Source organism: Anaerobacillus alkaliphilus (assembly GCF_004116265.1).
GTDB classification, from domain to species: Bacteria; Bacillota; Bacilli; order Bacillales; family Anaerobacillaceae; genus Anaerobacillus; species Anaerobacillus alkaliphilus.
The window spans coordinates 36,595-62,532 of the sequence record NZ_QOUX01000027.1 but is presented as its reverse complement, the minus strand read 5'-3'; the positions used below and the strand labels follow the sequence as shown (position 1 = coordinate 62,532).

Genomic DNA, 25,938 nt, shown 5'->3' with positions numbered 1-25,938 from the left:
ACAACCTCTCAAATTTCTGATTAGATTTACTTAGCGAATATCAAAAACAAGATTTAATCTTGTAAGTTCAAATAACTCTTTTACCGGTCCCTGTAAGTTCTCTATCGAAACTTTACCATTTTGTTCTATTGCTTTTTTATGCAAACCGACCAATACACCTAAACCTGAACTATCAATATATTCAAGGTCTTTCATATTAAAGTAAAAATCTTTGTAACCTTTTTCAAACTGACTAAGTACTTCTTCTCTAACGATGATTGATTCTTGAACATACATCTTACCTTCTAAGGTAAGGTGAACAATATTATTAAGTACCTTTGTATTAATTTTCACTATTTGTTCCTCCAAATTTTTTTAATAGTGTTACTTGATTTCCCACTAAATTGTATTCAATTTTATCCATAAACTTATGCATTAAATAAATTCCTCTTCCTGATTCCGACCAGATTAATTCATCCATCATAGAATCCTTTTTGGCCATTAGTTCACACAACTTACTTCTCACATCAAAACCTGGCCCATCATCTGTAATTGTAATCCCAAGATAACCACTTTTTAAGAAGAGAGTCACTTCTATACTAGTTGAAGCACGTATTGCATTATTAAGGGCTTCGTTAAAAGCGAGCTCTACAAAAAGATGCTCTGTTAGATATTTCTCTTGGAGAATAACCGCTATTTTTTGTTTCATTTGATCAATATCTTTAGTGTTAACACTTGCCACTGTATCGTTGAATAACCTTTTGTTTTGTGGTTTTACTGTTATCTTTATGGCTGTTGCATCGTCATCCAACATTCTTGAACGGCAGACTTCCTCAATATAGTAGAAGAAATCTTTAGAGGCTAAGTCCTTATTAGAAAAATTCCGAGGAAGAACATCCATAATACCATCGGTAATAAAATGGAGACTATCTTCTTCCTCAAGTTTTAAAGAGAATAATTCAAATTCTGCGTCTTCAAACATGCCTATCACAAAGGCTGGTGTGGTATATTTACTAATTTCTCCTTTCCTTTCTAAGAAGAATTCATTAATGCCACATGGGACATAGTAAAGTGTTTGATTATCAAGATTAAACTCAAAGTACAAAGCAGCTACAAATGTTTCTTCGGAAAGATAATTTAGGATTTCAGTATTAAGACATTTAACTTTTTCCGGTAAAGGAAGGTTTCTTTTTGAAATATCTTGAAATAAGACTCTAAGTCCTGTTGTCTGCAGAGCGGTAGTAACTCCATGCCCCATAGCGTCATATAAAATCCCTACTAGTCTATTATCGGTTTCTATCCAATTGTATTCAAAGAAATCACCACTCACATACTGATTTGGTTTAAATAAAGAAGTTACACTAAGAAATTCATTGTTAAGATCTTGAGGTAAGAAGTTTTTTTGCATTAAGCCAGCAAGTTTAACATCATTTTGTATTTGTTCTTTTTCGGATATGTCTCTGAGCATGCAAACGACGTTGGAAGGTGTACCATCATCATTATTTAAAATGGTATCAACACTTAGCCACAAAGTCTTTAGTTCATTACGGTGTAATTTTACGGTTATCTGGCCTTCCCAAGGGATGTTACCATGCTTAATATTTGAGAGAATATCTTTTTTAATAGTTGGACTTATGATTTGATCATCTAACAAGGAAAATAAATTTTGATTAATGAGTTTTTCTTTGGTAATACCAATTAAGGCTTGAAAAGAATTATTAGTAGAAATTATGTTGAATTCTTCATCAAGAATAAGAATAGCCTCTTTCATGCTTTCAAATAGTTTTGCTGTAATTTTTAATTGCTTCTCGCTTTCTTTAATAAGTGTAACGTCTTTTGATATCCCATATAGACCAACAACTCTTCCTTCAATAGTAATGGGACTAGCCTGTATGTTTATATACTTGGCAGTACCATCCTTATGGTTGAGTTGTGTCTCAAACTGGACATGATCAAATTGATGTATAATCCTGTTAAATTGTTCCATTGTTTTTGTTTTGTGTTTATCAACAATTAAATCTATGAAATGTAGTTTCTCAAATTCGGAAGCAGTGTATCCAGTAAGCTTTTCACAACCTTCATTTACTTCAATAAAATATCCAAATGTATCAATCATGTAAACAGCATCATTATTACTGTGGAATAATGCTTGGTAGCGTTGTTTTCTTAATGATATTTCTAGCTCTGCGTTCTTCTTACTTGTTATGTCCGTTTGAAAGCCAACAAAATGTGTAAGCTTCGCGTTTTCATCATAAATAGGATCAATTTTTAGTTCATTCCAAAATTCACTACCATCTTTTCGATAATTTAGTAGTTCTACATGTAGGCTATTTCGGTTTCTGATTGCTTCAGATATTTCTTTTAGTGTTTTTATATCCGTACTAGAACCTTGAAGGAATTTGCAATTCTTTCCTAGTACATCTTCTTCAGAATATCCGGTTATGTTGGTAAAAGCCTCGTTTACAAAAATAAGTGGATTATTAGGAAGGGTAGGGTCTGTAATCGTTACTCCTGTTGCTGTCTTGTTGATAGCTGTGGAAAGTATGAGGTTATTTCTTAACATACTTCTTAGCTCTATTTCTGACATAACAAGAGAAGCGTATTCTTTCAAAAGACTCATTTGCTCATAGGAAAACTTTCGGGGTTTTGTATCTATAAGACAAAGAGTTCCTAAAATGTTTCCTTGTTTAGTTCGTAGTGGCGCGCCTGCATAAAATCTTAAGTGTAATGCACCTGTTACTAACGGATTTTGAGCAAATCTATGGTCTAAGGTAGCGTCTTCAACAACAAGTGGTTTTTCCTCCACTACTACGTAGTGACAAAAGGCAACTTCACGACTGGTTTCAGTTATATCTTCTAAACCCACACATGCTTTAAACCATTGACGATCTTTTTCAACTAGTGATATTAAACATATAGGGACGTTAAACGCCTTACTTACAATCTTTGTAATTCGATCAAAAGCAATCTCTTTTTCTGTATCAAGTATATTTAGAGAATATAGTTCTTCTAAGCGATTTTTTTCTAGGTCACCTGTATGTATAGACATGATGCTCTCCTTGGAATAGGTATATATTGTTATTTTTTAATAATGTTTTTTTGTGTGTTTACAATTTAATTTTAGCATTTAAGCCATCAATAGAAAACAGTTTATTATACAAATCAAATAAAAGGAGAGATTGTAATTAAAAGTAAAATATATATATACCCTAATTAGTATTTTTAAAAATTTCTTAATGGAATTTTTCTGGTATAATACTATTTAAATAGTGTATATATTCTTTTCAAAAAGGGGAAGCAGGCATGTTGTTTAAAAATAAGGCTAAGGACACAAGAAAGTTAGTTCAGAGTGGAAATGCTTCGTTGGTTTTAGGAACGGATTTGGAAGTCGAGAAGCAGATTAAGATGATCCATTTAACAGAAGAAGACCTGGAAATTGCAAAGGCCTTACAACCCTTTGTTGAGAAAAATCTCGCTGTATTAGTGGAGAGGTTTTATCAGAACTTAGAAAATCAACCTTCATTGCTACACATTATTAATGATCATAGTTCGATAACTAGATTGAAACAAACGCTTACAGTACATATCAGCGAAATGTTTGCTGGGGTAATTAATAGTCATTATTTTGAAAAGAGAAAACGTATTGCCCATGTACATGTCAAGATCGGTTTACAAACAAAGTGGTACATGTGTGCATTTCAAGATTTACTATTATCGTTAATTACAATTATTGAAGAAAGTTTAACTGATAGAGAAGAAATTTTTCAATCAGTTAGGTCGGTAACAAAGATTTTAAATCTAGAACAACAATTAGTTTTAGAAGCGTATGATCTTGAAACCGAAAGACTTAAACAAGAGGTTGAAAAAGAAAAAGAGATGATTAGAGAGAGTATTAGTGAATCGTCTCAAAATCTTGCAGCTGTTTCTGAAGAGACGAATGCCTCATTTCAGGAAATTATTAATAAGTCAGAACAAATCACTAGTTTGGCTAATAGAGCAAATAAATTATCAACTCTAGCCGAGGAACGTTCCCAAAAAGGTAAAGAGCAAATTAATAATCAAGATATCAATCTAACAAACATTCAACAATCAGTTTCTGATATAACTGAAGATGTAAAGGTCTTGCATGATATTTCGACACAGATGCAAGAAATTGTTAATATTGTTACAGGAATAGCAGACCAAACAAACCTCCTGTCTTTAAACGCAGCTATTGAGGCAGCTAGAGCTGGAGAAGCTGGTCGCGGCTTTGCCATCGTAGCTGATGAGGTAAGAAAGCTGTCAGATGACACAAAAAAATCGGTCAGTAATGTTGCTAATTTGATTTTGAATACGAACACTCAAGTTGATAAGCTAAAACTTTCACTTGATACTATTCAAATAGAGGTAGAGCAAAGTAGCATTAGTATGAAAGAAACCAATAATTACTTTGAAGAAATTTTAACTACTATGAATCAAACGAAAAAGCAAAATTATGAGATTAATCAGGAACTTTCAAAATTCATTAGAGTTATAAACGAGTTGGGAGAAGCCTTTGAAGAGGTGGCAACATCTGCAGATAATCTAACCTCGATCACACAAGAAATGCAGAAATAGCAAGAATAAGAGGATGTGGAAATCCACATCCTCTTACTAAAATTACTTAACGACTTCAACGAACTCTGGAAGTGGATCAGTGAAGCTTGTCCAATCTTGAGTCATTTCTTCTTCTGTTAATAAACAATCATTTAAAGAAGATTTTACTTTGTTTTGGTTCATATCGATGCCTATAAACACTAGTTCATTTAATCGATCGCCAAACTCTGGATCCCATTTGGCTAATAATTCAGGATCTTCTTGAAGTGCTTGTTCCTTTTCTTTCTCAGGATAAGCTGCTACCCATTCTCCTGCACCTTGGATAGAGACAGTTGAGCCAGTTTGTGAAATTAACCCAGCCATTGAGTTTCTTGAAGCTACCCAAATAAACCCTTTAGCACGCACAACTTCAGCAGGCCAATTTTCCATCCAACTCATCAGACGCTCAGGGTGAAAGGGTCTTCTCACTCGATAAACAAAAGAAGAGATGCCGTATTCCTCTGTTTCAGGTGTATGTTCCTCGTTTAACTCTTTAATCCATCCTGCGGATTGACTCACTTTATCAAAATCAAACTTTCTAGTATTTAAAACAGCAGCTAAATCTACTTTACTATGGGAAGTACAGATAACAGTTGCATCTGCATTTAGCTTTTTCATAAATGCAAGTAGTTCGATCTTATCAATCTCTTCAATCATTTCAATTTTATTAAGTATAATCACATCTGCAAACTCAATTTGATCAACAAGTAAATCTGAAATCTCTCTTGTATCGTTTTCATCCGTACCTTCTTTTCGATCAAGTAGAGATTCTCCAGAAGCATAGTTCTCCCAGAAATTATTGGCGTCAACCACAGTCACCATGGTATCTAATCTGCATTTTTTTGTTAAATCAATTCCTGTTTCTTCATCAACATACGTAAATGTTTGGGCAACCGGAACTGGTTCACTTATGCCAGAAGACTCGATGACAATATAATCAATACCACCAGCATCCACCATTTTTGAGACCTCTTGCATTAGATCTTCGCGAAGGGTACAGCAAATACAGCCGTTTTGTAATTCAACTAATTTTTCCTCAGTTTTAGAAAAACCATTGTTTTTTACAAGCATCGCATCAATATTAATTTCGCTCATATCATTGACAATAACGGCAACTCTTAAGCCATCGTTATTGGTTAATATATGATTTAATAATGTTGTTTTCCCAGAACCTAGATAACCACTTAAAACTGTAACAGGTACTTTACTCATCTTTATCCCCCTAAACATCTATGAAAACATACAAATAGTAATAATTACGTTTTATATTGTAACTTTCTTTTTCCGTAAAAACAAGAATTAACTTTTAATTAGCAGACAAGACATTACACAATAGAATGGGTATAATTAAATAAAATATATAAAATAGGAGCTACGAATTATGTATCGCACTTTGGAAGAATGTATTCTTGATTTGGAAAATAACGGTCAACTAGTTCGTGTTCGTGAGGAAGTTGATCCATACTTAGAGATGGCAGCGATTCACATGAGAGTCTACGAAGTTGGTGGGCCTGCTTTATTATTTGAAAACGTTAAGGGATCAAAGTATCGAGCGGTTTCAAACTTATTTGGAAATATTGAAAGAAGTAAGTTTATCTTTCGAAAGACTATGGATGGGGCACAAAACGTTGTTGCATTAAGAAATGATCCAATTAAAGCCTTGAAAAATCCGTTTAATCATGTGATGACTGGTTTAGCAGCATCAAAAGCATTGCCTATGAAAAAGTCAAACAGTTTGCCAGTTAGTGCAGAAGAAATAAAAATTTCTGACCTTCCACTTATTCATCATTGGCCAGATGATGGTGGTGCTTTTATTACACTTCCTCAGGTTTTTAGCGAAGACCCAGATAAACCAGGGATTATGAATGCCAATTTAGGAATGTATCGTGTTCAACTTAGCGGTAATGACTTTGAGTTAAATAAAGAATTGGGGCTTCACTATCAAATTCATCGTGGTATAGGAGTTCATCAAGCGAAAGCGAACCGATTAGGTAAACCACTTAAGGTAAGTATTTTTGTTGGCGGGCCTCCTGCTCATACGTTGTCAGCAGTGATGCCTCTTCCAGAAGGATTAAGTGAAATGACATTTGCTGGTTTACTTTCAGGACGGCGCTTCCGTTACAGTTATATTGATGGCTATTGCATCAGTAATGACGCTGACTTCGTTATAACGGGTGATATTTATCCTAATGAAACGAAACCAGAAGGTCCATTTGGGGATCATTTAGGCTATTACAGTCTAACTCATGATTTTCCATTATTTAGAGTCAACAAAGTCTATGCGAAAAAAAATGCCATTTGGCCGTTTACTGTCGTAGGTCGTCCTCCTCAAGAGGATACCGCCTTTGGTGATCTCATTCATGAACTTACCGGAGATGCGATTCAACAAGAACTTCCAGGTGTAAAAGAGGTCCATGCAGTCGATGCGGCTGGAGTTCATCCTCTGCTTTTTGCCATCGGAAGTGAACGTTATACACCTTATCAACAAGTGAAACAACCAGCCGAGCTACTTACCATTGCCAATCGAATTTTAGGTACAGGTCAATTAAGCTTAGCTAAATACTTGTTTATCACAGCGGAGGACAAGCACCCGTTAGATACCCATAAAGAAGTAGAGTTCTTAACCTATATTCTAGAAAGAATTGATCTTCACCGTGATATACATTTCCAGACAAATACAACGATTGATACGTTAGATTACTCTGGGACAGGCTTGAATACAGGAAGTAAGGTAGTAATTGCAGCCTATGGCGATCAAAAAAGAGAATTATGTAGAGAAATACCTGATAATCTAAAGGATTTAAGAGAATTTAAGAACCCTCGCCTTGTTATGCCGGGAGTAGTAGCAATTGAGGCTTCTAATTTTACAACTCATGAGAATGCACAAAAAGAGATGGAAAAGCTAAGCGAAGCTGTTCAAATGAAGGGCGCAATGCCATCGTGCCCGATGATTATCGTTTGTGACGATAGTGAGTTTATTAGCAAAACGGTTAGTAACTTCCTTTGGATAGCTTTTACAAGAAGTAACCCCTCACATGATATACACGGAGTAAACGGTTCATATGAGCACAAGCATTGGGGCTGTGATAATTTAATTCTTGATGTACGAATCAAACCTCACCATGCACCACCATTAATTCAAGACCCGCAAGTTGAGAAGAACATTGAACGACTCTTTGCAAAAGGAGCAAGTTTGAGCGGGGTAAAAATATAAAGGCTGTTTTCGCAAATTTTGTTGCTTTCGTAAAAATCCCAAAAGCCGGATTTTTACACAATATAGTAAGAATCCACCACTAATTTAGTAAGTATTGCTCTTTTCTTACTTAATATATTGGGTGATATCTCCATCTAGGGTATTTTTCCGTAAAATTTTAAGGCAAAAAGCAACATTGTTTACGAAAAGCGCCAATATAAAACAAAACACTTCATCAATCAGCTTACCTGAGTGATGAAGTGTTTTTTTGTTTGATATACTTTCTGACCAAACAAACCAAATGGAAAACGAAAGGAGGTAATATACTGATAAGTTGCAAGAGTATTAGATAGCTACATTTTGAGAATACTATTCCTAATAATTAAGGGGGAATTAATAAAATGAAGAAGTATATATTTTTCTACCGTATAAGTAAATCTAATGATCAATATCAAGAATATATGGTTGAAGCAGCAGGAATGATGGAAGCGTTAGTAAAGGCGAAAGAAATGAAAGATAAGATTGAAACTGAGACACTATCAAACATTCAATTACAATTTAAGGGTGTTGTATATTAAAAAACTCTGCTTGTTTAAATTTTCAAATCTTGATGAATATATCTCCTATTCGAGAAGAAAATATGTTTGTACTGAACTATTAAGGAGATGAAACGATGAAAGTAGAGTGGTTAAAGGTATTATTGTTCTTGTTGTTAGTATCTACCATCCCATTCACAGGAATTACTGCAGTAAAAGCTAATGCTGATATTGAACAAAACTTTTGGTGGAAGAAAGATCGAAATCAAGATGAAGAATTACCTAGGTTAGGCGGTGGATCAGAAAATCCTGAGCGAAGTCGTCAACAGCCTATTTCTAATATCATTCTTCAACAGAGATACCCAGAGACAGTTGTATTACAGGGACCAGCCACTGCCAACAGAATTGCATTAACTTTTGATGATGGTCCTGATCCACGTTTTACAGAACAAGTTCTAGACATATTGGCTGAGAACAATGTCCCAGCAACTTTTTTTGTAATGGGATCAAGGGCAATTGCTTATCCAGAGATTGTCCAAAGAATGGTTTCTGACGGTCATATTATTGGAAATCATACGTATTTTCACCCGAATTTAGTTAAAGAAGGGGACTTGGCTACTTTAGAGAGAGAAGTTAATAGGACTGAAGACACATTAAACGATATTATTGGTTATCGTACTAAATTATTTCGCGCCCCATATGGATTTTTGTATAATGAGCTAGTTGAAAAAATCGCTGAACTGAATTATTCAATTATTGTTTGGTCTGTTGATTCTTTGGATTGGCAGGAAGATCCCCCAACTGTTATTGCTCAAAACGTATTGGATAATGTTCAGCCGGGGGCAATCATCTTAATGCATGATGGTGGGGACTGGGATGCAGATCGAACCAATACAATTGAGTCATTGCGTGAGATTATTCCAAGTCTTAAACAACAGGGCTATGAGTTTGTAACAGTTCCTACATTATTAAATATTCCATACCAGAAATAGTATCACAGTAAAAGTTTACAGTCTCTAATATGTGACAGTTTTGAGAAGAAAAGCGTTATTCCTTGTTTTTTTAGGCGCAATCGTTAGAATAATACTATATTAACTCATATGTCACGTGTTACTGACTCGATCAGGCATGAGTGAAATAGTGTTAGTTTGTAATAGGGTACCTATGCCTATTTTTTACAAACTACATATTTCTCTCGTGCCTTTTTCTGTTTTTTAGACGTGCTATTAAGAATATTAAACTAATTGAATACAAAGGAGCTAAATTGAAATGATGGAAAAAAACTATAAGGTAATTAGTAATTCAGGACTTCACGCAAGACCCGCAACATTGCTTGTACATGCAGCGGGGGGATTTGAAGCAGATATTCAGTTGGAGTACCACGGGAAGTCTGTTAACCTAAAGTCAATTATGGGAGTAATGTCCTTAGGTATTCCAGAAGGTTCAGACATCAAAATTACGGCTAATGGTGCCGATGCACAAAAGGCGATAACAAAAATTGATGAAGTTCTGAAAAAAGAAGGTTTGGCTGAATAATGGAAAAGAGAACAATAGTCATAGAAGGTATTGCAGCCTCGAGCGGATTTGCCAGCGGGAAAGTATTTCGCCTAGAAGCTGTGGAGCTAAATGTAGAGAGAAGGAATATTACTGACTCTCAGTCAGAAGTAATGCGCTTTGAAAAAGCAGTTGAAACAGCAAAAAAAGAACTAACAATCATTAAAGAACATGCACAAAGAGAGCTCGGTGATGATAAAGCAGCTATTTTTGCAGCCCATATACTAGTTTTAAGTGATCCGGAGCTTCTTAATCCGATTAAGGATCGAATTATAAGTGAAACTATAAATGCCGAGTTTGCTCTCCACGATGTAAGTCAAATGTTCATTACGATGTTTGAACAGATGGAAAACGAATACATGAAAGAGCGGGCAGCAGATATCCGTGATGTTGTACAACGAGTTCTTTCCCATTTGCTTGGAGTTGAAATAACTAACCCAAGTCAAATAAATGAAGAAGTAATAATTGTCGCAGAAGATTTAACCCCATCCGACACAGCACAATTAAATCGTAATTTTGTAAAAGGTTTTGTTACAGATATTGGTGGTAGGACTTCACACTCAGCAATTATGGCACGGTCGATGGAAATTCCAGCAGTTGTAGGAACGAAAGAAATCATGGCTAATGTCTTACATGGTGAGTTTCTAATTATTGATGGAATAGAAGGAAAAGCTATTATTAATCCTGATCAGGAGACCATAAATGAATACGAAAATAAAAAGCGTCAATTCGAACTGCAAAAAGTAGAATGGGCAAAGCTAGTGAATGAAAAAACAGTATCAAAAGATGGCCATCATGTCGAACTTGCTGCAAACATCGGTACACCAGCAGATGTAAGAGGAGTTCTAGAAAACGGAGCTGAGGGTGTAGGGTTATATCGCACTGAATTTCTTTATATGGGAAGAACCGATTTGCCAACGGAAGACGAGCAATATGAGGCATATAAAACAGTTTTAGAAAAGATGGAAGGGAAACCGGTTGTCGTTAGAACCCTAGATATTGGTGGGGATAAAGAACTTCCATATCTTAAATTACCTCATGAGTTAAATCCATTTTTAGGTTTCCGAGCCATTAGGCTTTGCCTTGAGAAAACAGAAATTTTCCGCACACAACTTCGAGCGTTGTTAAGGGCTAGTAAGTACGGGAATTTAAAAATAATGTTCCCGATGATTGCTACCCTTGATGAATTTCGAGAAGCAAAGGCGGTATTACTTGATGAGAAAAAGAAGCTGTTAGCCGAAGGAACGGAAGTACTTGAAACGATTGAAATTGGGATTATGGTAGAAATTCCATCAACAGCGATCATCTCAGATGTATTTGCTAAAGAAGTGGACTTTTTCAGTATTGGTACTAATGACTTAATTCAATATACGATGGCAGCCGATCGCATGAATGAAAAAGTTAGCTACTTGTACCAGCCGTATAATCCAGCAATCCTGAGATTGATTAATATGGTCATTAAAGCAGCCCATAACGAAGGGAAATGGGTTGGTATGTGCGGAGAAATGGCGGGAGATGAGATCGCTATCCCACTTCTTCTAGGATTAGGGCTAGATGAATTTAGTATGAGTGCAACTAGTATCTTACCATCAAGGAGTCAGCTCACACAACTTACAAAATCGGAAGCTTCTCAGTTGGCTCAAAAAGCATTGGCAATGGGTACAGCCGAAGAAGTCGTAGCATTAGTGAAGGAGATGTTTTAATATGTTGAAGAAACTGTTTGGCTTAAAAGAAAAACAAACAGATGAAACCATTGTAGCTCCTCTAACTGGAACTGTTAAAAGGTTAGAGGATGTACCAGATCCAGTGTTCTCCCAAAAAATGATGGGGGATGGGGTTGCTATTGACCCTAGTGAAGGAAAAGTAGTCTCACCAGTTGACGGCGAAATTATTCAGTTTTTTCATACAAAACATGCTATTGGAATTCGCTCGAAAACTGGCCTTGAGATCTTAATTCATGTAGGCTTAGAAACGGTCACAATGAATGGTGAAGGATTTACTGGTCATGTTGAAGAAGGAGATAAGGTTAAGGTTGGCGATACACTTATTACCTTTGATTTAGACTTAATTAGGGAAAAAGCTGCAAGCACAATAACCCCTATTGTTATTACAAATGGTGATGTGTTAGAGGAAATGATAAAGCTAGAAGTCGAACAAAGTGAAAAAGGCCAATCACCTATTCTTCAAACAAAGGTTAAATCATAAGATAACAATGGACTCTGCTTATTATTTTAGGCAGAGTCAGCTTTATTAGAAAGGGTTTGAGGTGTGAATGAGGTGAAGATAAAGAAGGTATTAAACAACAATACGGTTGTCGTAGAAGAGGATGGTATTGAAAGGATTTGCATGGGTTCTGGGATTGGTTTTAACAAGCGAAAAGGAGACGTTATATTGAGGTCTGATGCCGAAAAAATATTTGTGATGGCAGATGAAAATGAACGTTTTCAGGAATTGTTGAAAACGCTACCAGTAAGCCATGTTGAAGTAGCGGAGGAAATTATCAGCTATGCAGAACGAACATTAAATGTTCCGCTTAATACGCATATCCATATTGCCCTAACAGATCATCTTTCATTTGCGATTGAAAGGTTACAAAAAGGATTGGTCATTGAGAACAAATTGCTAAATGAGATCAAAACATTATATAGGAAAGAATATGAAATAGGCTTATGGGCGAAAGAATTGATCCAAGAGCGTCTAAATGTCACCATCCCTGATGATGAAATTGGTTATATTGCAATTCACATTCATACGGCAAAAGAGCAAACAAACTCAATGGAAAGCACAATGAAACAAGCGGCGATTGTTAAAGAGATGATAGAAATCATTGAAAGTCATCTGAATTCTTCAGTATCATATGAATCCGTATCGTATCAGCGCTTAATTGCTCACATACGATTTGCTCTTCAGGCTTTGGAAACAGGCGACCCATTACATACATTAGATGCTGAAATGCATGAGCTAATAAAAACAAAATATAGTGATTCTTATCGATGTGCAATCAAGATAAAAAATCATTTAAAGGAAGAATATGACTTGGTTTTTCCAGAATCAGAACTAGCTTATATTTCACTACATATACAAAATATGTTTAATGCAAAATAGTCACCAGACTAATCACTCATCCACTGGAAATGATGATTTGTAATTATTATCCACAGATTATTAACAAGTAATAGATAGTTATTAACACCGAAATAAGAGTTGTTAACATGGTTATTCACAATGTGTGGACAATTGGTTTAAGCTATTTTAACATTGTTGTCAGCCTGATAATTTTTTCCTGTCTATGATTGAGCAAAAAAGCAAATATTTAATTGTAGGGAGGAATAGGATGAGACACTTTTATTTCATTGTAAGTTTGTTATTTTTACTAATAGTAAATGGTTCAAACACATATGCCAGTCATTCGGAAGCGAAAGTTACATTTTTAGTAAAGTCTTCTAGTCAATCTTTGTTCCAAACAGAGTTGACAATAGAATCGGATGAGTTATTTCAATCACTATTGAGGAGTAGCACACGCCAGCAAGTATCAGAAATTCCGCATTGTAACAATTTTATTTTATTTGAAGACAGAGGAGAAATTCAGGTACTTGTAATGGATTCAAGCGGAATTTTATATAATTCCAATAAAAGAACAAAGATTGCCTTGGATCCTAGAACCCATCAAAAGATTCAAATGTACTTTAAATTGTTGGGCTCGAAGCACTTTGGAAATGTAATGGCTTGGGAAGTTGTTAATGAGCAGATACCGAAGTACTCAATTGTTAAAATTACGGATATAGAAACTGGTTTGAGCTTTCATGCCCAAAGAAGAGCTGGGAAAAATCATGCTGATGTACAACCAGTAACAAGAAAAGATACAGAAATCATGAAAAGAATATATGGTGGCGAGTGGAGCTGGAAAAGACGTGGGATCCTTGTTGAACTAAATGAACAAATCTTCGCAGCTTCAATGCATGGTATGCCGCATGGGAATGGAGCTTTAGCAAATGGCTTTCCGGGACACTTTTGCATTCATTTTAAGGGGAGTATAACTCATAAAACAAGAAATACTGACCTATCTCATCAAGTTATGGTATATAAAGCTGGAGGGCTTCTGGACGAGTACGTAAGCCAATTTACGCCTCAAGAGGTTATAGAATTATTTTTTGTTGCGTTAAATCAAAATGATCTTGATTTACTTACGCTTATCTACAAAGGTAAGTCTACGTTCTTAACTGCCGTTGAAAGCGTACGGATTGTCAATAAAGATCACAACCCAACCATTAATACCGTCCTAGAATTTGAAATGCCGGTTACTTATAAAATAAAGGAAAAAGGAAAGGCTGAGCAAGAACAAACCTTTGTTTTTAAAGTCGAAAGAGTATCTCCAACTGGTAGATGGCAACTAATTCAGATACCTTATTGAAAAACTAAGATTCCCATTGGGACTTAGTTTTTTTTATTTGACATCTATTCTTTCTAGAATCTGACATATGCTTGTAATAAAATTGAAATTTATTTGTAACCTTTGTTTTATAATGGCGACTAAGAATGTGAAAGCACCAAAATAAAATAAAAAACTAAAATAAAAAATGTTGGAGGAAATAAGATGAAAAAGTATTGGAAAGTATTATCAAGTATTACACTGGCAGCAATGATCATGGCTGCTTGCGGCACAGTTGATACTAAGCAAAAAGAGGTTGTAGGAGGAAGTCCTGATACAGGTTATGAAGAACCTACTGAAGAGACACCAGAACTGCTTTTAATTGAAGAAGATGCTATTCAAGTAGAATTGGTGGCAAAGGAAAACGTAGATAAACTATATCAATTTAAATTAGTTAATACCACTGATAAAGACATTACACTTACTTTTGCAAATCTTCAAGAATATGACTTTATCATTAAAGATCAAACAGGAAGTAAGGTATACCAATATTCAGATGACCGCATGTTTGGTGAAGCATTCGTTGAGAAAACAATTGCAGCTAAAGACTCAATTATCATGGAAATTGATTTAACGGAAGTAATTCCTACATTAGATAGTGGTATATATTCACTAGAAATTTGGTCATCAGCTAGAGAAAGTGACGGTTTCCGAACAGAGATTGAATTGACCGTAAGTAATGACGTAAGTAGTGGTTCAACATCAGAATTAGCTTCATTAGTAGGTATTGTAGACAGCAATTCAATTGAAATGAAAGATAGTTCAGGGAATGTAAAAGTGTATCGACTAACTGAAGATGTAAAAGCATATTTAGAAGTAGTTCCTGAAAACGAGCCAGTAACAATTAATTTCTACGAAGAAAACGGTCAATTTATAATTACAAGTATCATCGTAGACTAAAAGAAAATCACATTGTCCATGAGGCACGGACAATGTGATTTTTTGTCTTTTTATGGTGCCAGGCACCAAAAGTATTGCTATAGAGGTATTGAGTTGGTTTCTACAGAGTGAATATTCTTTTCTAACCACTCTCTGTTTTCTACATTACTTATTTTAGTTGCTGCTTCCTGTGCTAATTGTATATATCTCCTGCTTTCTTCTTCAACCTCAATTAGAGCATAGGATCTAGCTAATGCTTCATAAGCAAACCCTAAATCAAAATCGCCAAGGTTATTTTCAATACAAAATTCTAGCGATTTCCTTGCATGATGAAATGCTGGTTCATGTCTTCCTAGTAAAGAATATACTCTTGAAATTTGCCATTCTCCTCTAGCGAACTGTAGAGGTGTCCCGACAAAGCCCCAATGGAACCTTGAGGCGATAGCGGAGTACATCATTTCATCCTTTTCGTCTTCGCTCTTATTAACTTTTTCTATTAAATCCCACGTTCGGTTAAATAAATTTACAGCCAGTTTCTTGTGTGTTTCTTGATCAATTCCAATGCTGTTATCCACTGAACATCCCCCTATTTAAAAATGGCTGTTTTCGCAAAGTTTGTTGCTTTGGTAAAATCCCAAAAGCCGGATTATTACACAGGTTACTAAGGATTCACCACGATTACAAGAATCTACTTTTCATATCGAGGAACAAATCTACTTACTGCATCAAATGTTTCTTCGTAATTGGTGGTTTCTAGTAGTGCCTGTTCTTCAATCTTTATACGCAAACTCAAGATAAGTACGTTTAAGACAGAAAAAATAAAGGCTGTCCAATAAGCTTGAAAAATAACAGGCAGTAGTAAAATTTCAATTGAAACAATCACGTAATTTGGATGTCGCAAATATCGGTAAGGTCCCTTTGCAATGACCTTAGCACCAGGAAGAACCATAATCCTTGTATTCCAAAAAGGACCTAATGAAGATAATGCCCATACCCTACAAATTTGTGCAAGTAGAAAGATGACAAACGGAGCAATAACCCAACTCGTAAATGATGGCCTTGAAAGACTCACTTCTGTTAGTAGAGAAATGAAAAAAAATGTATGTAACAAGACGATATACTTATAGTGGTCACGACCAACCTCGTAGCCACCTTGTCTTTTTATCCATTTCGCATTCCGATTTGCAATTATTACCTCTACAATCCTTTGTAAGATGACAAGACTTATAAAAATATAGACGCCAATCATTTCTACACTCCTTTCCACTGGATTAGTACTAGCTCTGATGAAAAACCTGGTCCAAGTGCTGCCATTAGTCCATAATCCCCGTCTTGATGTTCCTTCTCCATAATTTTCTCTAAGACATATAAAACAGTAGGCGATGACATGTTACCATGCTTTTGTAAAATGCTTTGACTCACACGTGTTAGTTCGGGATCAATCTTAAGGCATTCAACATAGGCATCAAGAACCTTTTTTCCGCCAGGGTGGGCGATAAATTCTACTAGATGGTCCAATGTTAATCGGTGGCTATTTAGAAAAGATTCTACGTTTGGTTGTAGCCATTTTTTTATGATAGTAGGAATATCCCTAGAAAATACTACGTGTAAGCCTGTATTTTTGACATCCCAACCCATCACATTTTCGGAGTTAGCCATGAGAGTTGACTCGGATGCTAAAATACTTGGCCTAATTGTTTGCTTTACCTTCTCGAGGTAGGCTGACTCATCACCCATAAGTAAAGCACAAGCGACTCCATCAGCAAATAAAGAGGTACCGATAAGGTTACTTTTCGAACGATCATTTTTCTGAAATGTAAGGCTACATAACTCAACACAAACAACTAAAACATTCGCGTTAGGATATGCCTTACAGTAATCTAATCCTCTAGCAATACCACTTGCCCCTCCAGCACAACCTAGTCCCCATAATGGAATTCGCTTTGTGCGCGAATTGAAAGGCAAAGTATTCATTATCCGAGCGTCAAGACTAGGTGTTGACACTCCAGAACTTGAGACCATAATAATTGAATCTATAGATTGTTCTGCTATTTTCTCTTCTAGAAAAACATTGTTATTTAAGCAAGCCTTTATTGCTTCTGCTCCATATTTCGTCGCTAAATCAATGTAAAGATCATTTCGTTCTTGAAATGAATGGTCTTCCCGGAACCAATCTAAAGGAACCGAAAACTGACGTTCTTCAATTTGTCCATTGGAAAACACGGGTAGTAAACGTTCAATATCGTGAAAGTTATCACTAAATAATTCTCTAGCAAATTCAGTTGTGACCTCTTGTTTGAGTGTATATGGCGGTTTATACGTGCTAACTGAAGCTATAATTGGCATGTTCTCACCTATTCTTAGAGTAATGACGTTATCATTACCAATATTTGATAAATAATTCAATAATTAGTTGAAATTTGACTGAAAAGAAGAAAATTAATTTCACAAAATGTCTATATATATGAAATGAATTTTGATGAAATACGAAAAAAAATTTCGTATAATTAATCCGTAGAGAAAAAATATTCACTAAGAGGGGGAAACAAGATGATCCATGGAGTTATTCCCGCAGTCCTTACTCCTTTTACAGAAAGAGGAGAAATCAATGAGAAAGCGTTGCGTGATTATATCAATTTCTTAATTAGTAAAGGTGTACACGGTTTATTTCCATTAGGAACGAATGGTTGCGGACCATTAATGTCAGTAGCTGATCGCAAAAAGGTTATTTCAATTGTTGTCGATGAAACGAAAAAGAGAGTACCAGTAATCGTTCATACAGGGGCTATTTCTACTCAGGAAACAATTGAAGTAACAGAATATGCTCATGAGGTTGGGACGGATGCTTGTGCAGTAGTCACTCCGTGGTATTTTCCTCTTGATGATACCTCCTTGGAATTACATTTTACTGCGGTAGCAGAAGCCATTCCAAGTTTACCAATGTATTTATATAACATACCGGGTAATGCGAAAAATGAGTTGACGCCAAAACTTGTAGGTCGTTTGGCTGAAAAACATGGAAATATTGTTGGAATTAAAGATAGTTCAAAGGACTTGTCCCGTTTGAAAGACTATTTATCGGTACTTGGAGAAGGCTATGATGTAGTCGTGGGAACAGACGCCTTAGTGTACCCAGCACTAGAAATGGGAGCTACTGGGGTTGTTTCAGCAGTTGGAAATTGTTTTCCGGAAGTAATGGTTGAACTATATGAGGCCTTTATTTCAGGGGAATTTTCAAAAACAAAGGAGCTACAATATCGTGCCAATGAGGTTCGTGATGTTTTAAAATTAGGTTCTTACATCACTCCCTATTATGAGGCTTTAAAATTACGTGGTGTTGATGTAGGAAAAGTGAAATTGCCACTACGTGCCTTAACCGAACTAGAAAAAGAAAAATTAAAACAAGGGTTACAAGAACTTAACTTACTTTAAGAGGGGGATGAACGATCATGGGGAACAAACTAGAAGAAATTGCACCCTTTACTAGGGCGATCTTAAAAGCACATTTATGCTCATGTGGTGTTGATTATAAAAATATGGATAAACCAGTAATTGCAATCGCTAACTCTTGGAATGAAATTGTACCTGGTCACGTGCATTTGCGCGAGTTAGCAGAGAGAGTAAAAAAAGGGGTTCGCGAAGCGGGAGGACTGCCGTTAGAATTTAATACAATTGCTGTTTGTGACGGAATTGCCCAAGGGCACGATGGCATGAAATATTCGTTGCCAAGTCGCGAAACTATAGCTGATAGTGTTGAGATAATGGTGAACGGTCACGGGATGTTTGATGGTATGGTCGTGTTAAGCTCATGTGACAAAATTGTTCCTGGGATGATGATGGCTGCAGCACGTTTAAATCTCCCTAGTTTGGTAGTGTTAGGGGGAGTTATGCCTAATCATATTAAACCTTATGAATCAAAAGCTGCTAGAAAAGACTTTTTAGCAGGAAAGCTTGACGAGGAAGGGTTAGTCAAGATTACTAATCAATATTATCCTAGTGCAGGTGCTTGTCCGTTTTTAGGGACAGCGAATACAATGCAAGGATTATCAGAGGCGTTAGGAATGGCTCTGCCAAAGACTTCGTGGATGCAAGCGTTATCTGATGAACAGCTAGATGCTGCTGAGGAAGCTGGTCGCCAAGCGGTTGCCTTAGTTAAAGCAGGAATTACACCTAAAGATATTATGACACCTGAGGCATTTGAAAACGCAATTTCCGTACTCTTAGCAATGGGTGGGTCTCTAAATGCTTGTTTACATCTACCAGCAATCGCTCATGAATTAGGTCTTGAACTACCTTTTGATTTATTTGATCGAATTAGTCGCAAGGTACCTTTTTTAGCAGGAGTAACACCAAATAATAATGAATACACAACGAACGATTTACAAAGAGCGGGTGGAATGCCAGCGTTAATGCAAGAACTACGCTCTTTATTACATTTAGATGTTTTAACAGTTAATGGGAAGACAATTGGAGAAAATATTGAAGGACATGACGTTTTAGATCGTGAAATTATATACACTCTTGAAAAGCCAATTGACAAAGAAGGCGGTATTGCCGTTTTAAAAGGTAATCTAGTAGAAGATGGAGCATTAATTAAACAATCCGCTGTTTCAAAAGAGTTATTAACGTTTAGAGGTCCAGCTCGAGTTTTTAACTCAGAAGAAGAGTTTATTGCTGCGTATGAAGCTGATCAAATTTCTGAAGGGGATGCGGTTGTTATTCGTTATGAAGGTCCAAAAGGCGGACCAGGGATGAGAGAGTTGCATCGCTGTACAGAAGTGTTAGGGAAGTTTGAGCGTGTGGCATTAATTACTGATGGACGATTTTCAGGAGCGAGTGCTGGCCTTTCCATCGGTTATGCTAGCCCCGAAGCAGCTGAAGGTGGTACGTTGGCGTTAGTAAGAGATGACGATATGATCGAAATTGATATACCAAATCGTTCTATCCATTTAGTTGTTTCAGATGAAGAGTTGGTAGAACGTGCTCACCATTTAGAAATAGTAAAACGTGAAGCAAGTAAATATTTACGCATGTACGCAAATCATGCATCTTCCGCTGCTACTGGTGGGATTAGAAAACTATAAATCTTTTGTTACTATATTTACAAAGGAATCTACCATTCCTTTCAAAACTCCATTATACTAACCATAAAAACAAGAATATTCAGAAGGAGATTTTGAATTGGACGTTATCATCCGTAAGGCAAGCTTAGCTGAAAAAGAGATTGTCAAAAACTTGATGCAATACTATTTTTATGACTTCTCAGAGTTTGTTGAAGCCCATTTAGAAGAAGATGGTAGGTTTGGAGAATATCCAAATTTAGATCATTATTGGATTGAGCAAACGAAATTCCCATATCTAGTAGAGATTGACGGAAGGTATGCAGGATTTTCCCTAGTGAGGTTGATTGAAGAAGAAGAAAAGGGCTATTACTCTATTGCTGAATTTTTTATCATGAAAAAATACCGTCGATTTGGGATTGGTAAACAAGTGGCTACAGAAATGTTTCATTTACATCGAGGGAACTGGGAAGTCTTTCAACTTGAAAAAAACCAACCAGCACAACACTTTTGGAGAAATGTTATCGACAAGTATACAAAAGGTAAATATACAGAACGGTATGAAAATGGAAGGTATACACAAGTTTTTTCAAGTTAACAAAGAGCCTATCAAACTTTGGTTTGATAGGCTTTCTTTGTAATATAAGAAAGTATATAATTTTCAACTTAAAAATTGTCTAGCTCCAGGCGCCATCTGCTCCTGTGGTTACTCGTCGCAAAGAACCGAGAGGTAATTCAAAGATGTTCTTGGCTCGAGGTCAAATAACCTGACCGAGGAAAAAGTGAACTTCCTTTTTCCCTTGATTAAAAGTGAGAGAGCACACTTGTTATCGGTCAGAACATTTGCTTGTCGCCGATAGGCGGGCGCCTTGCGCTTTTCTTAGTAAATTTTGATTTTTAGACTACTTATGATTACGTTGAAACTCAGCAAGAGAATGAAAATGTGGTTTTAAAGCCATGTACAACTCTCGATAAGTTACATATAATTCCCGGTAAACCTTGTTTGACTGTTGATTAGGCTCAAAGGTTTGCTTCATAGGAATAGACTCTTTTATCCCCTCTAAAGAGGAAGCTTCTCCGACGGCAAGCAAGGCAAACCAAGCAGCTCCCCAAGCTGAACTTTGATGACTTTCTGGTACTTGAACTGGATGCCCGAATATATCTGCAACGATTTGTAACCAAAGTGGAGATCGAGCAAAACCACCACTTGCAAAAAGTTGAACAGGCTCCCCGGCTAGACGCTCCAATGCTTCACCAACACTATATAAACTATAGACAACACCCTCAAGCCCTGCTCTAATCATATGTTCTTTCTTATGGGATAACGTTAATCCAATTAGGGTACCGCGGGCATTAGCATCCCAATATGGTGCACGTTCACCGTTTAGAAACGGTAAGAATAACAATCCATTAGCACCCGGTGTAACCGATGAAGCCAGCTTAGTTAGTAAATCGTAAGCATTGCCTCCTTGTGTGGTTGCAAGTTCGATTTCCTTTTGCCCCAACACGTCTCGAAGCCATTGAAAGACAATTCCCCCGTTATTTGTTGGTCCCCCCATGATCCAACGATCAGCAGTGACCGCGTAACAGAATATTTCTTGGAGTTCATCCGTTCTAGGATTTGAAGCCATTTGTCTGATTGCTCCACTAGTGCCTACTGTAATGGCAACATCGCCAGGTTTAATTGCACCAATACCTAAATTTGCTAAAGGACCATCGCTTCCGCCGAGTACAAACGGAGTATCAGGGTGAATACCCATTTGATTAGCAAGTTCTTTATGTAAGCCTTGGCACATCGTTGTTGGTGACACTGGCCTAGATAACTGATTTTGTTGTATGCCGGCAATAGTAAGAACATCTTGGTCCCATTCAAACGTATGGATATTAAATAAACCAGTAGCCGAAGCGACGGAGTAATCAACAACGGCCTCACCAAACCATCTCAGTAGAAGGAATTCTTTGATTGAAACAAACATTGAGGCTTCTAGATAAGGTTGATAATTATTTTCTTTCATCCACACTAGCTTGCATAAAGGTGACATCGGATGAATGGGTGTTCCAGTTTTTAAGTAAATCTCTGTTTGAAGGCGAAGCTTTTTAGCTTGTTCAACACTTCGACCATCTGCCCAAATAATCGATGGAGAGAGTGGCTCGTTGTTTTGATCAATACAAATAAGTGAATGCATCGCTGAAGAAAGTCCGATAGCTACAACCTGATCCTTTTGGATTGTTGCCTTTTTGATTACTGAACTGATGGCTTCAATGGCTGCTTTTTCAATTACAATAGGATCCTGCTCAGCCCAAGAAGGTTCGGGGTGATGAACAGGGTAAAGACTTTCACTTTCAGCCATCACGAGACCACTCTTTTGAAATAATACTGCCTTTGCACTCGTAGTTCCGATATCTAAACCAATAACATACTTGTTCATACCAAACACATCCTTAATCTATAGGCGTTTTAACGAAATTGCATTTCGTATTTTTTGTAATGATTGCTGCATCAGATCTTTTCTAGCAATACTAATGTTTACATACAAGGCATCAATAATACTTAATTGGGCAAGCCTTGAAGAAAGTGCTTCTGAACGGTACTCGGTCTCGTCACTTACTGTATAAAGTGTAATGTCCGCGCCCTGACTAAGAGGTGATTTAGCTAAAGTTGTTATGGCAATTGTTACTGCGCCCGCATCCTTTGCAACCTCAAGAGCTTGAAGCATGTCTTTATTTGATCCAGAATGAGAAATCACCACTGCTACATCACCTTTGCTTAACAATGAAGCAGCCATGATTTGTAAATGGGAATCCCGGTAGGCGACACTTTGGAACCCCGTACGTAGAAACTTATGGTGAGCATCTTCCGCAACAGAACCTGACCCACCATTTCCATAAAACTCTATTTTTTTCGCATGTAATATTGCTTGAACCGCAGCTTTAAAGTTGTCTTGTTCGATAATTCTTAGAGTTTCCTCTAGCGTACGAATATTTGAACGAAAAACCTTTTCCGCTACTTCCTTTTCTGTATCACCAACCTGAATTTCTTCATGAATATCATCCATCTCATCATGAGAGACTTCAGAAGCTAAGGCAATTTTCATTGCTTGATAGCCTTTAAATCCAATACGTTTACAAAAGCGAAACACTGTCGCTTCAGCAACACCCAAATCTTCTGCGACTTGACTGATCGTTGAATGAATAATTTGTTTCGGGTTACTTATCACATAATCGGCAATAGCTTTTTCTTTATCACTAAAATCTTCATATGAAGATCTAATACGTGCGAGACAATGTGTTTGAATCATAGTGACACTCCCTTAAAATTGAATTCGTTAAGTCTATAGTATATGAAAACGCTTGATAAAAAAATATTTTTTCAAAAAAAGCCTTGAAAAAGAAATAATTTATCATATAATTAATTTTGTAAGGAATTTTCTTTCATTGGATCAATTGGTGAAAAAAACTTTCACGAATAATTTGTCATAGGAAACTAAATAATGCAGAAAATAATTTAGTGCAGGTTTTTTGAAAGAAAATTTACGGTTAGGAACTAAGGAGGCAACAATGAAACTAGGAATGATCGGCCTTGGTAAAATGGGCTACAACTTAGTATTGAACATAATGGATAATGGTCATTCAGTTGTAGGCACAGATGTTAATGCTGAGCAAGTGAATAATATTATTCGAGACGGTGCCGAGGGAGCTTTTTCAATTGAAGAGTTAGTTGAAAAGCTTGAGTCACCAAGAGTTGTATGGGTAATGGTTCCTGCAGGCGAAATTACTGAAAATGTAATACATAAGCTTTCAGGTCTTTTATCAGCTGGGGATATTGTGATAGATGGAGGGAATTCCCATTATAAAAAGTCAATAGCCAGAGGAAAGCTACTTGATGAAAAAGGAATTTATTTCTTTGATGTTGGAACAAGTGGTGGAACAAGTGGAGCAAGAAAAGATGCTTGTACTATGATTGGTGGAGATCCTGAAGTCTTTAAAACAATTGAACCATTATTTAAGGATGTTTCAATTCAAAACGGCTATCTATATGCTGGACCGATGGGAAGCGGACACTACCTAAAAATGATTCATAACGGTATTGAGTATGGAATGATGGCAGCGATCGCTGAGGGCTTTGACATCTTGGAGAAAAGTGAATTCGATTATGACTTTGAAGCAGTTGCTAGAGTTTGGAACAATGGCTCTGTCATTCGTTCATGGTTAATGGAATTAACCGAAAATGCATTCTCAAAAGATCCGAAACTTGAAGGCATTCGTGGAATAATGAATTCTTCTGGGGAAGGTAAGTGGACGATAGAAGAAGCTCTTGATTTACAAGTAGCTGCGCCAGTTATCACGATGTCATTACTGATGCGATATCGCTCATTAGAAGATGATACATTTACTGGAAAAGTAGTTGCTGCGTTAAGAAATGAATTTGGTGGTCACGAAGTAGTTAGAAAGTAATAACTACTTTTGGAATGAATTGTAAACGTTAACATGGTTATAACTGAAAAATATTTCAGTGTAATAAATAATAAAACATTCTTTAAGGGGGCAAACAAAAATGAAAAAGAAATTAGGCTTACTTTTTAGCACAGCTATATTAGCACTTGGTTTAGTAGGCTGTGGTGGCGGTGGTACGGCTACTCCAGAAACACCTCAAACAGGTGGAGATACAACAACAGAAGCACCGACTGAAGTAAAAACAATGCGCGCAGGGATCGGTCTAAACGATCAACATCCTCAATACAAAGGTTTATTAAAATTCAAAGAACTTGTAGAAGAGCAAACAAATGGTGCGATCGTTATTGAAACGTATCACAGTGGTCAACTTGGTGATGACCGTACAATGACGGAAGCGTTGCAATTAGGTACACAGGAAATTACAGTACCTTCTACAGCAGTAATCGCGAACTTCCTTCCAGAGTTCAGTGTGTTTGATATTCCGTTCTTATTCCCTAACGAACAAGTAGCCGATGCTGTATTAGGTGGAGATGTTGGTGAAGAGTTATTAAGTAGACTAGCAACTCAAAACTTAGTTGGTTTAGGTTACTGGGAAAATGGATTCCGTGACTTAACAAACAGTGTTCGTCCTGTTGCAACTGCAGCAGACTTTAAAGGATTAAAAATTCGTACAATGGAAAACCAATTACACTTAGAAGCATTCCGTGCACTAGGTGCAAACCCAACGCCAATGGCATTTACAGAATTGTTCGCGGCAATGCAACAAGGTACGGTTGATGGGCAAGAAAATCCTTATGCAACAATTTACCTACAAAAGTTCTTTGAAGTACAGGATCATGTTTCTAACACACACCATATCTATAGCCCTTGGGTATTCTTAGTATCTAAATCTTTCTTTGATGGTTTAACTCCTGAGCAACAAGAAATCGTTACAAATGCTGCTTATGAAGCGGGTGCATTCCAACGTAATATGAACCGTGAAGCAGCAGCTGAGTATCTTGCAAACCTCCAAGCAGAAGGAATGACGTTTACAGAAATCACTCCTGAAGCTCGTCAAGAAATGGTCGACCTAGTTCAACCAGTAATTGAGCGCTTTGCTGATCAAATTGGTAGAGAAGTTGTAGACGCTGTTTATCAAGCAGTTGCCGATGCACAACAATAATTAAAACATAAATACCGGTAAGAGAGGGTGGATACACCTTCTCTTACTATATTAAAGAAAGGAAAGCACAAGTGTTT

The 25,938-nt window shown here is 36.6% G+C and carries 23 protein-coding genes; 15 read left to right on the top strand and 8 right to left on the bottom strand.

Annotated elements, in window-relative coordinates; genetic code table 11:
* Nucleotides 1–30: 30 nt before the first annotated feature.
* On the bottom strand, nt 31–333 hold the full coding sequence (locus DS745_RS08130) for an STAS domain-containing protein (RefSeq protein WP_129077774.1): 303 nt from the start codon (nt 331–333) through the stop codon (nt 31–33).
* A complete protein-coding gene (locus DS745_RS08125) occupies nt 323–3,028 on the bottom strand; it encodes a PAS domain S-box protein (RefSeq protein ID WP_129077773.1) in 2,706 nt (901 codons plus the stop codon). Before DS745_RS08125 ends, DS745_RS08130 begins: the two co-directional genes overlap by 11 nt.
* A gap of 254 nt (nt 3,029–3,282) precedes the next feature.
* Between DS745_RS08125 and DS745_RS08120 the strand changes: the two genes are divergently transcribed.
* Nucleotides 3,283–4,575: a globin-coupled sensor protein gene (locus tag DS745_RS08120; RefSeq protein ID WP_129077772.1), complete on the top strand. Its 1,293-nt coding sequence runs from the start codon at nt 3,283–3,285 to the stop codon at nt 4,573–4,575.
* Nucleotides 4,576–4,617: 42 nt separating this feature from the next.
* Here the strand turns inward: DS745_RS08120 and DS745_RS08115 are convergent, their stop codons facing one another.
* Nucleotides 4,618–5,805 (bottom strand): GTP-binding protein, encoded by a 1,188-nt coding sequence (locus DS745_RS08115; RefSeq protein ID WP_129077771.1) that lies wholly within the window; start codon nt 5,803–5,805, stop codon nt 4,618–4,620.
* 169 nt (nt 5,806–5,974) lie between these two features.
* Here DS745_RS08115 and DS745_RS08110 point away from each other — a divergent pair, with 169 nt between their 5' ends.
* The 9 genes from DS745_RS08110 (at nt 5,975) to DS745_RS08075 (ending at nt 15,205) form a co-directional block, all read left to right on the top strand.
* A complete protein-coding gene (locus tag DS745_RS08110) occupies nt 5,975–7,807 on the top strand; it encodes a UbiD family decarboxylase (protein ID WP_129077770.1) in 1,833 nt (610 codons plus the stop codon).
* Nucleotides 7,808–8,187: 380 nt separating this feature from the next.
* On the top strand, nt 8,188–8,364 hold the full coding sequence (locus tag DS745_RS24545; protein WP_161568211.1) for a hypothetical protein: 177 nt from the start codon (nt 8,188–8,190) through the stop codon (nt 8,362–8,364).
* A gap of 95 nt (nt 8,365–8,459) precedes the next feature.
* Complete coding sequence (locus tag DS745_RS08105; protein ID WP_129077769.1) at nt 8,460–9,314, top strand: polysaccharide deacetylase family protein; 855 nt, start codon at nt 8,460–8,462, stop codon at nt 9,312–9,314.
* A 280-nt stretch (nt 9,315–9,594) separates the two neighbouring features.
* The gene (locus DS745_RS08100; RefSeq protein ID WP_129077836.1) at nt 9,595–9,858 is read left to right on the top strand and encodes a phosphocarrier protein HPr; all 264 of its coding nucleotides are present in this window, start codon (nt 9,595–9,597) and stop codon (nt 9,856–9,858) included.
* On the top strand, nt 9,858–11,579 hold the full coding sequence (gene ptsP, locus DS745_RS08095) for a phosphoenolpyruvate--protein phosphotransferase (RefSeq protein ID WP_129077768.1): 1,722 nt from the start codon (nt 9,858–9,860) through the stop codon (nt 11,577–11,579). Before DS745_RS08100 ends, ptsP begins: the two co-directional genes overlap by 1 nt.
* Nucleotide 11,580: 1 nt before the next feature.
* Nucleotides 11,581–12,081: a PTS sugar transporter subunit IIA gene (locus DS745_RS08090; RefSeq protein ID WP_129077767.1), complete on the top strand. Its 501-nt coding sequence runs from the start codon at nt 11,581–11,583 to the stop codon at nt 12,079–12,081.
* A gap of 72 nt (nt 12,082–12,153) precedes the next feature.
* Nucleotides 12,154–12,981 (top strand): PRD domain-containing protein, encoded by an 828-nt coding sequence (locus tag DS745_RS08085; RefSeq protein ID WP_129077766.1) that lies wholly within the window; start codon nt 12,154–12,156, stop codon nt 12,979–12,981.
* A 229-nt stretch (nt 12,982–13,210) separates the two neighbouring features.
* Entirely contained in the window at nt 13,211–14,287 is a 1,077-nt protein-coding gene (locus tag DS745_RS08080) for a hypothetical protein (RefSeq protein ID WP_129077765.1), read from the top strand.
* Nucleotides 14,288–14,470: 183 nt separating this feature from the next.
* The gene (locus DS745_RS08075; protein WP_129077764.1) at nt 14,471–15,205 is read left to right on the top strand and encodes a BsuPI-related putative proteinase inhibitor; all 735 of its coding nucleotides are present in this window, start codon (nt 14,471–14,473) and stop codon (nt 15,203–15,205) included.
* 77 nt (nt 15,206–15,282) lie between these two features.
* Here DS745_RS08075 and DS745_RS08070 read toward each other — a convergent pair whose 3' ends face one another.
* The 3 genes from DS745_RS08070 to DS745_RS08060 all read right to left on the bottom strand — a co-directional run bounded on the left by DS745_RS08070 (nt 15,283) and on the right by DS745_RS08060 (nt 17,530).
* Nucleotides 15,283–15,759 (bottom strand): hypothetical protein, encoded by a 477-nt coding sequence (locus DS745_RS08070; RefSeq protein ID WP_241657759.1) that lies wholly within the window; start codon nt 15,757–15,759, stop codon nt 15,283–15,285.
* A 113-nt stretch (nt 15,760–15,872) separates the two neighbouring features.
* Complete coding sequence (locus DS745_RS08065; protein ID WP_129077763.1) at nt 15,873–16,433, bottom strand: isoprenylcysteine carboxyl methyltransferase family protein; 561 nt, start codon at nt 16,431–16,433, stop codon at nt 15,873–15,875.
* A 2-nt stretch (nt 16,434–16,435) separates the two neighbouring features.
* Entirely contained in the window at nt 16,436–17,530 is a 1,095-nt protein-coding gene (locus DS745_RS08060) for a type III polyketide synthase (RefSeq protein ID WP_129077762.1), read from the bottom strand.
* 204 nt (nt 17,531–17,734) lie between these two features.
* Between DS745_RS08060 and DS745_RS08055 the strand changes: the two genes are divergently transcribed.
* From DS745_RS08055 to DS745_RS08045, 3 genes are all read left to right on the top strand, one after another.
* Entirely contained in the window at nt 17,735–18,616 is an 882-nt protein-coding gene (locus DS745_RS08055) for a dihydrodipicolinate synthase family protein (protein ID WP_129077761.1), read from the top strand.
* A gap of 17 nt (nt 18,617–18,633) precedes the next feature.
* Nucleotides 18,634–20,268 carry a dihydroxy-acid dehydratase gene (gene ilvD, locus DS745_RS08050; protein ID WP_129077760.1) on the top strand — a complete coding sequence of 545 codons (1,635 nt, stop codon included), beginning with the start codon at nt 18,634–18,636 and terminating at the stop codon, nt 20,266–20,268.
* 97 nt (nt 20,269–20,365) lie between these two features.
* The gene (locus tag DS745_RS08045) at nt 20,366–20,842 is read left to right on the top strand and encodes a GNAT family N-acetyltransferase (protein WP_196121225.1); all 477 of its coding nucleotides are present in this window, start codon (nt 20,366–20,368) and stop codon (nt 20,840–20,842) included.
* 304 nt (nt 20,843–21,146) lie between these two features.
* Here the strand turns inward: DS745_RS08045 and DS745_RS08040 are convergent, their stop codons facing one another.
* Together DS745_RS08040 and DS745_RS08035 are read right to left on the bottom strand one after the other, a co-directional pair.
* Entirely contained in the window at nt 21,147–22,673 is a 1,527-nt protein-coding gene (locus DS745_RS08040) for a gluconokinase (RefSeq protein WP_129077759.1), read from the bottom strand.
* Nucleotides 22,674–22,691: 18 nt separating this feature from the next.
* Nucleotides 22,692–23,543 carry a MurR/RpiR family transcriptional regulator gene (locus DS745_RS08035; RefSeq protein WP_196121224.1) on the bottom strand — a complete coding sequence of 284 codons (852 nt, stop codon included), beginning with the start codon at nt 23,541–23,543 and terminating at the stop codon, nt 22,692–22,694.
* 259 nt (nt 23,544–23,802) lie between these two features.
* Between DS745_RS08035 and gnd the strand changes: the two genes are divergently transcribed.
* Both gnd and DS745_RS08025 read left to right on the top strand, forming a co-directional pair.
* Nucleotides 23,803–24,699, top strand: coding sequence for a phosphogluconate dehydrogenase (NAD(+)-dependent, decarboxylating) (gene gnd, locus DS745_RS08030; RefSeq protein ID WP_129077758.1), 897 nt, complete (start codon nt 23,803–23,805; stop codon nt 24,697–24,699).
* 100 nt (nt 24,700–24,799) lie between these two features.
* A complete protein-coding gene (locus DS745_RS08025; protein ID WP_129077757.1) occupies nt 24,800–25,861 on the top strand; it encodes a TRAP transporter substrate-binding protein in 1,062 nt (353 codons plus the stop codon).
* Nucleotides 25,862–25,938: the final 77 nt, after the last annotated feature.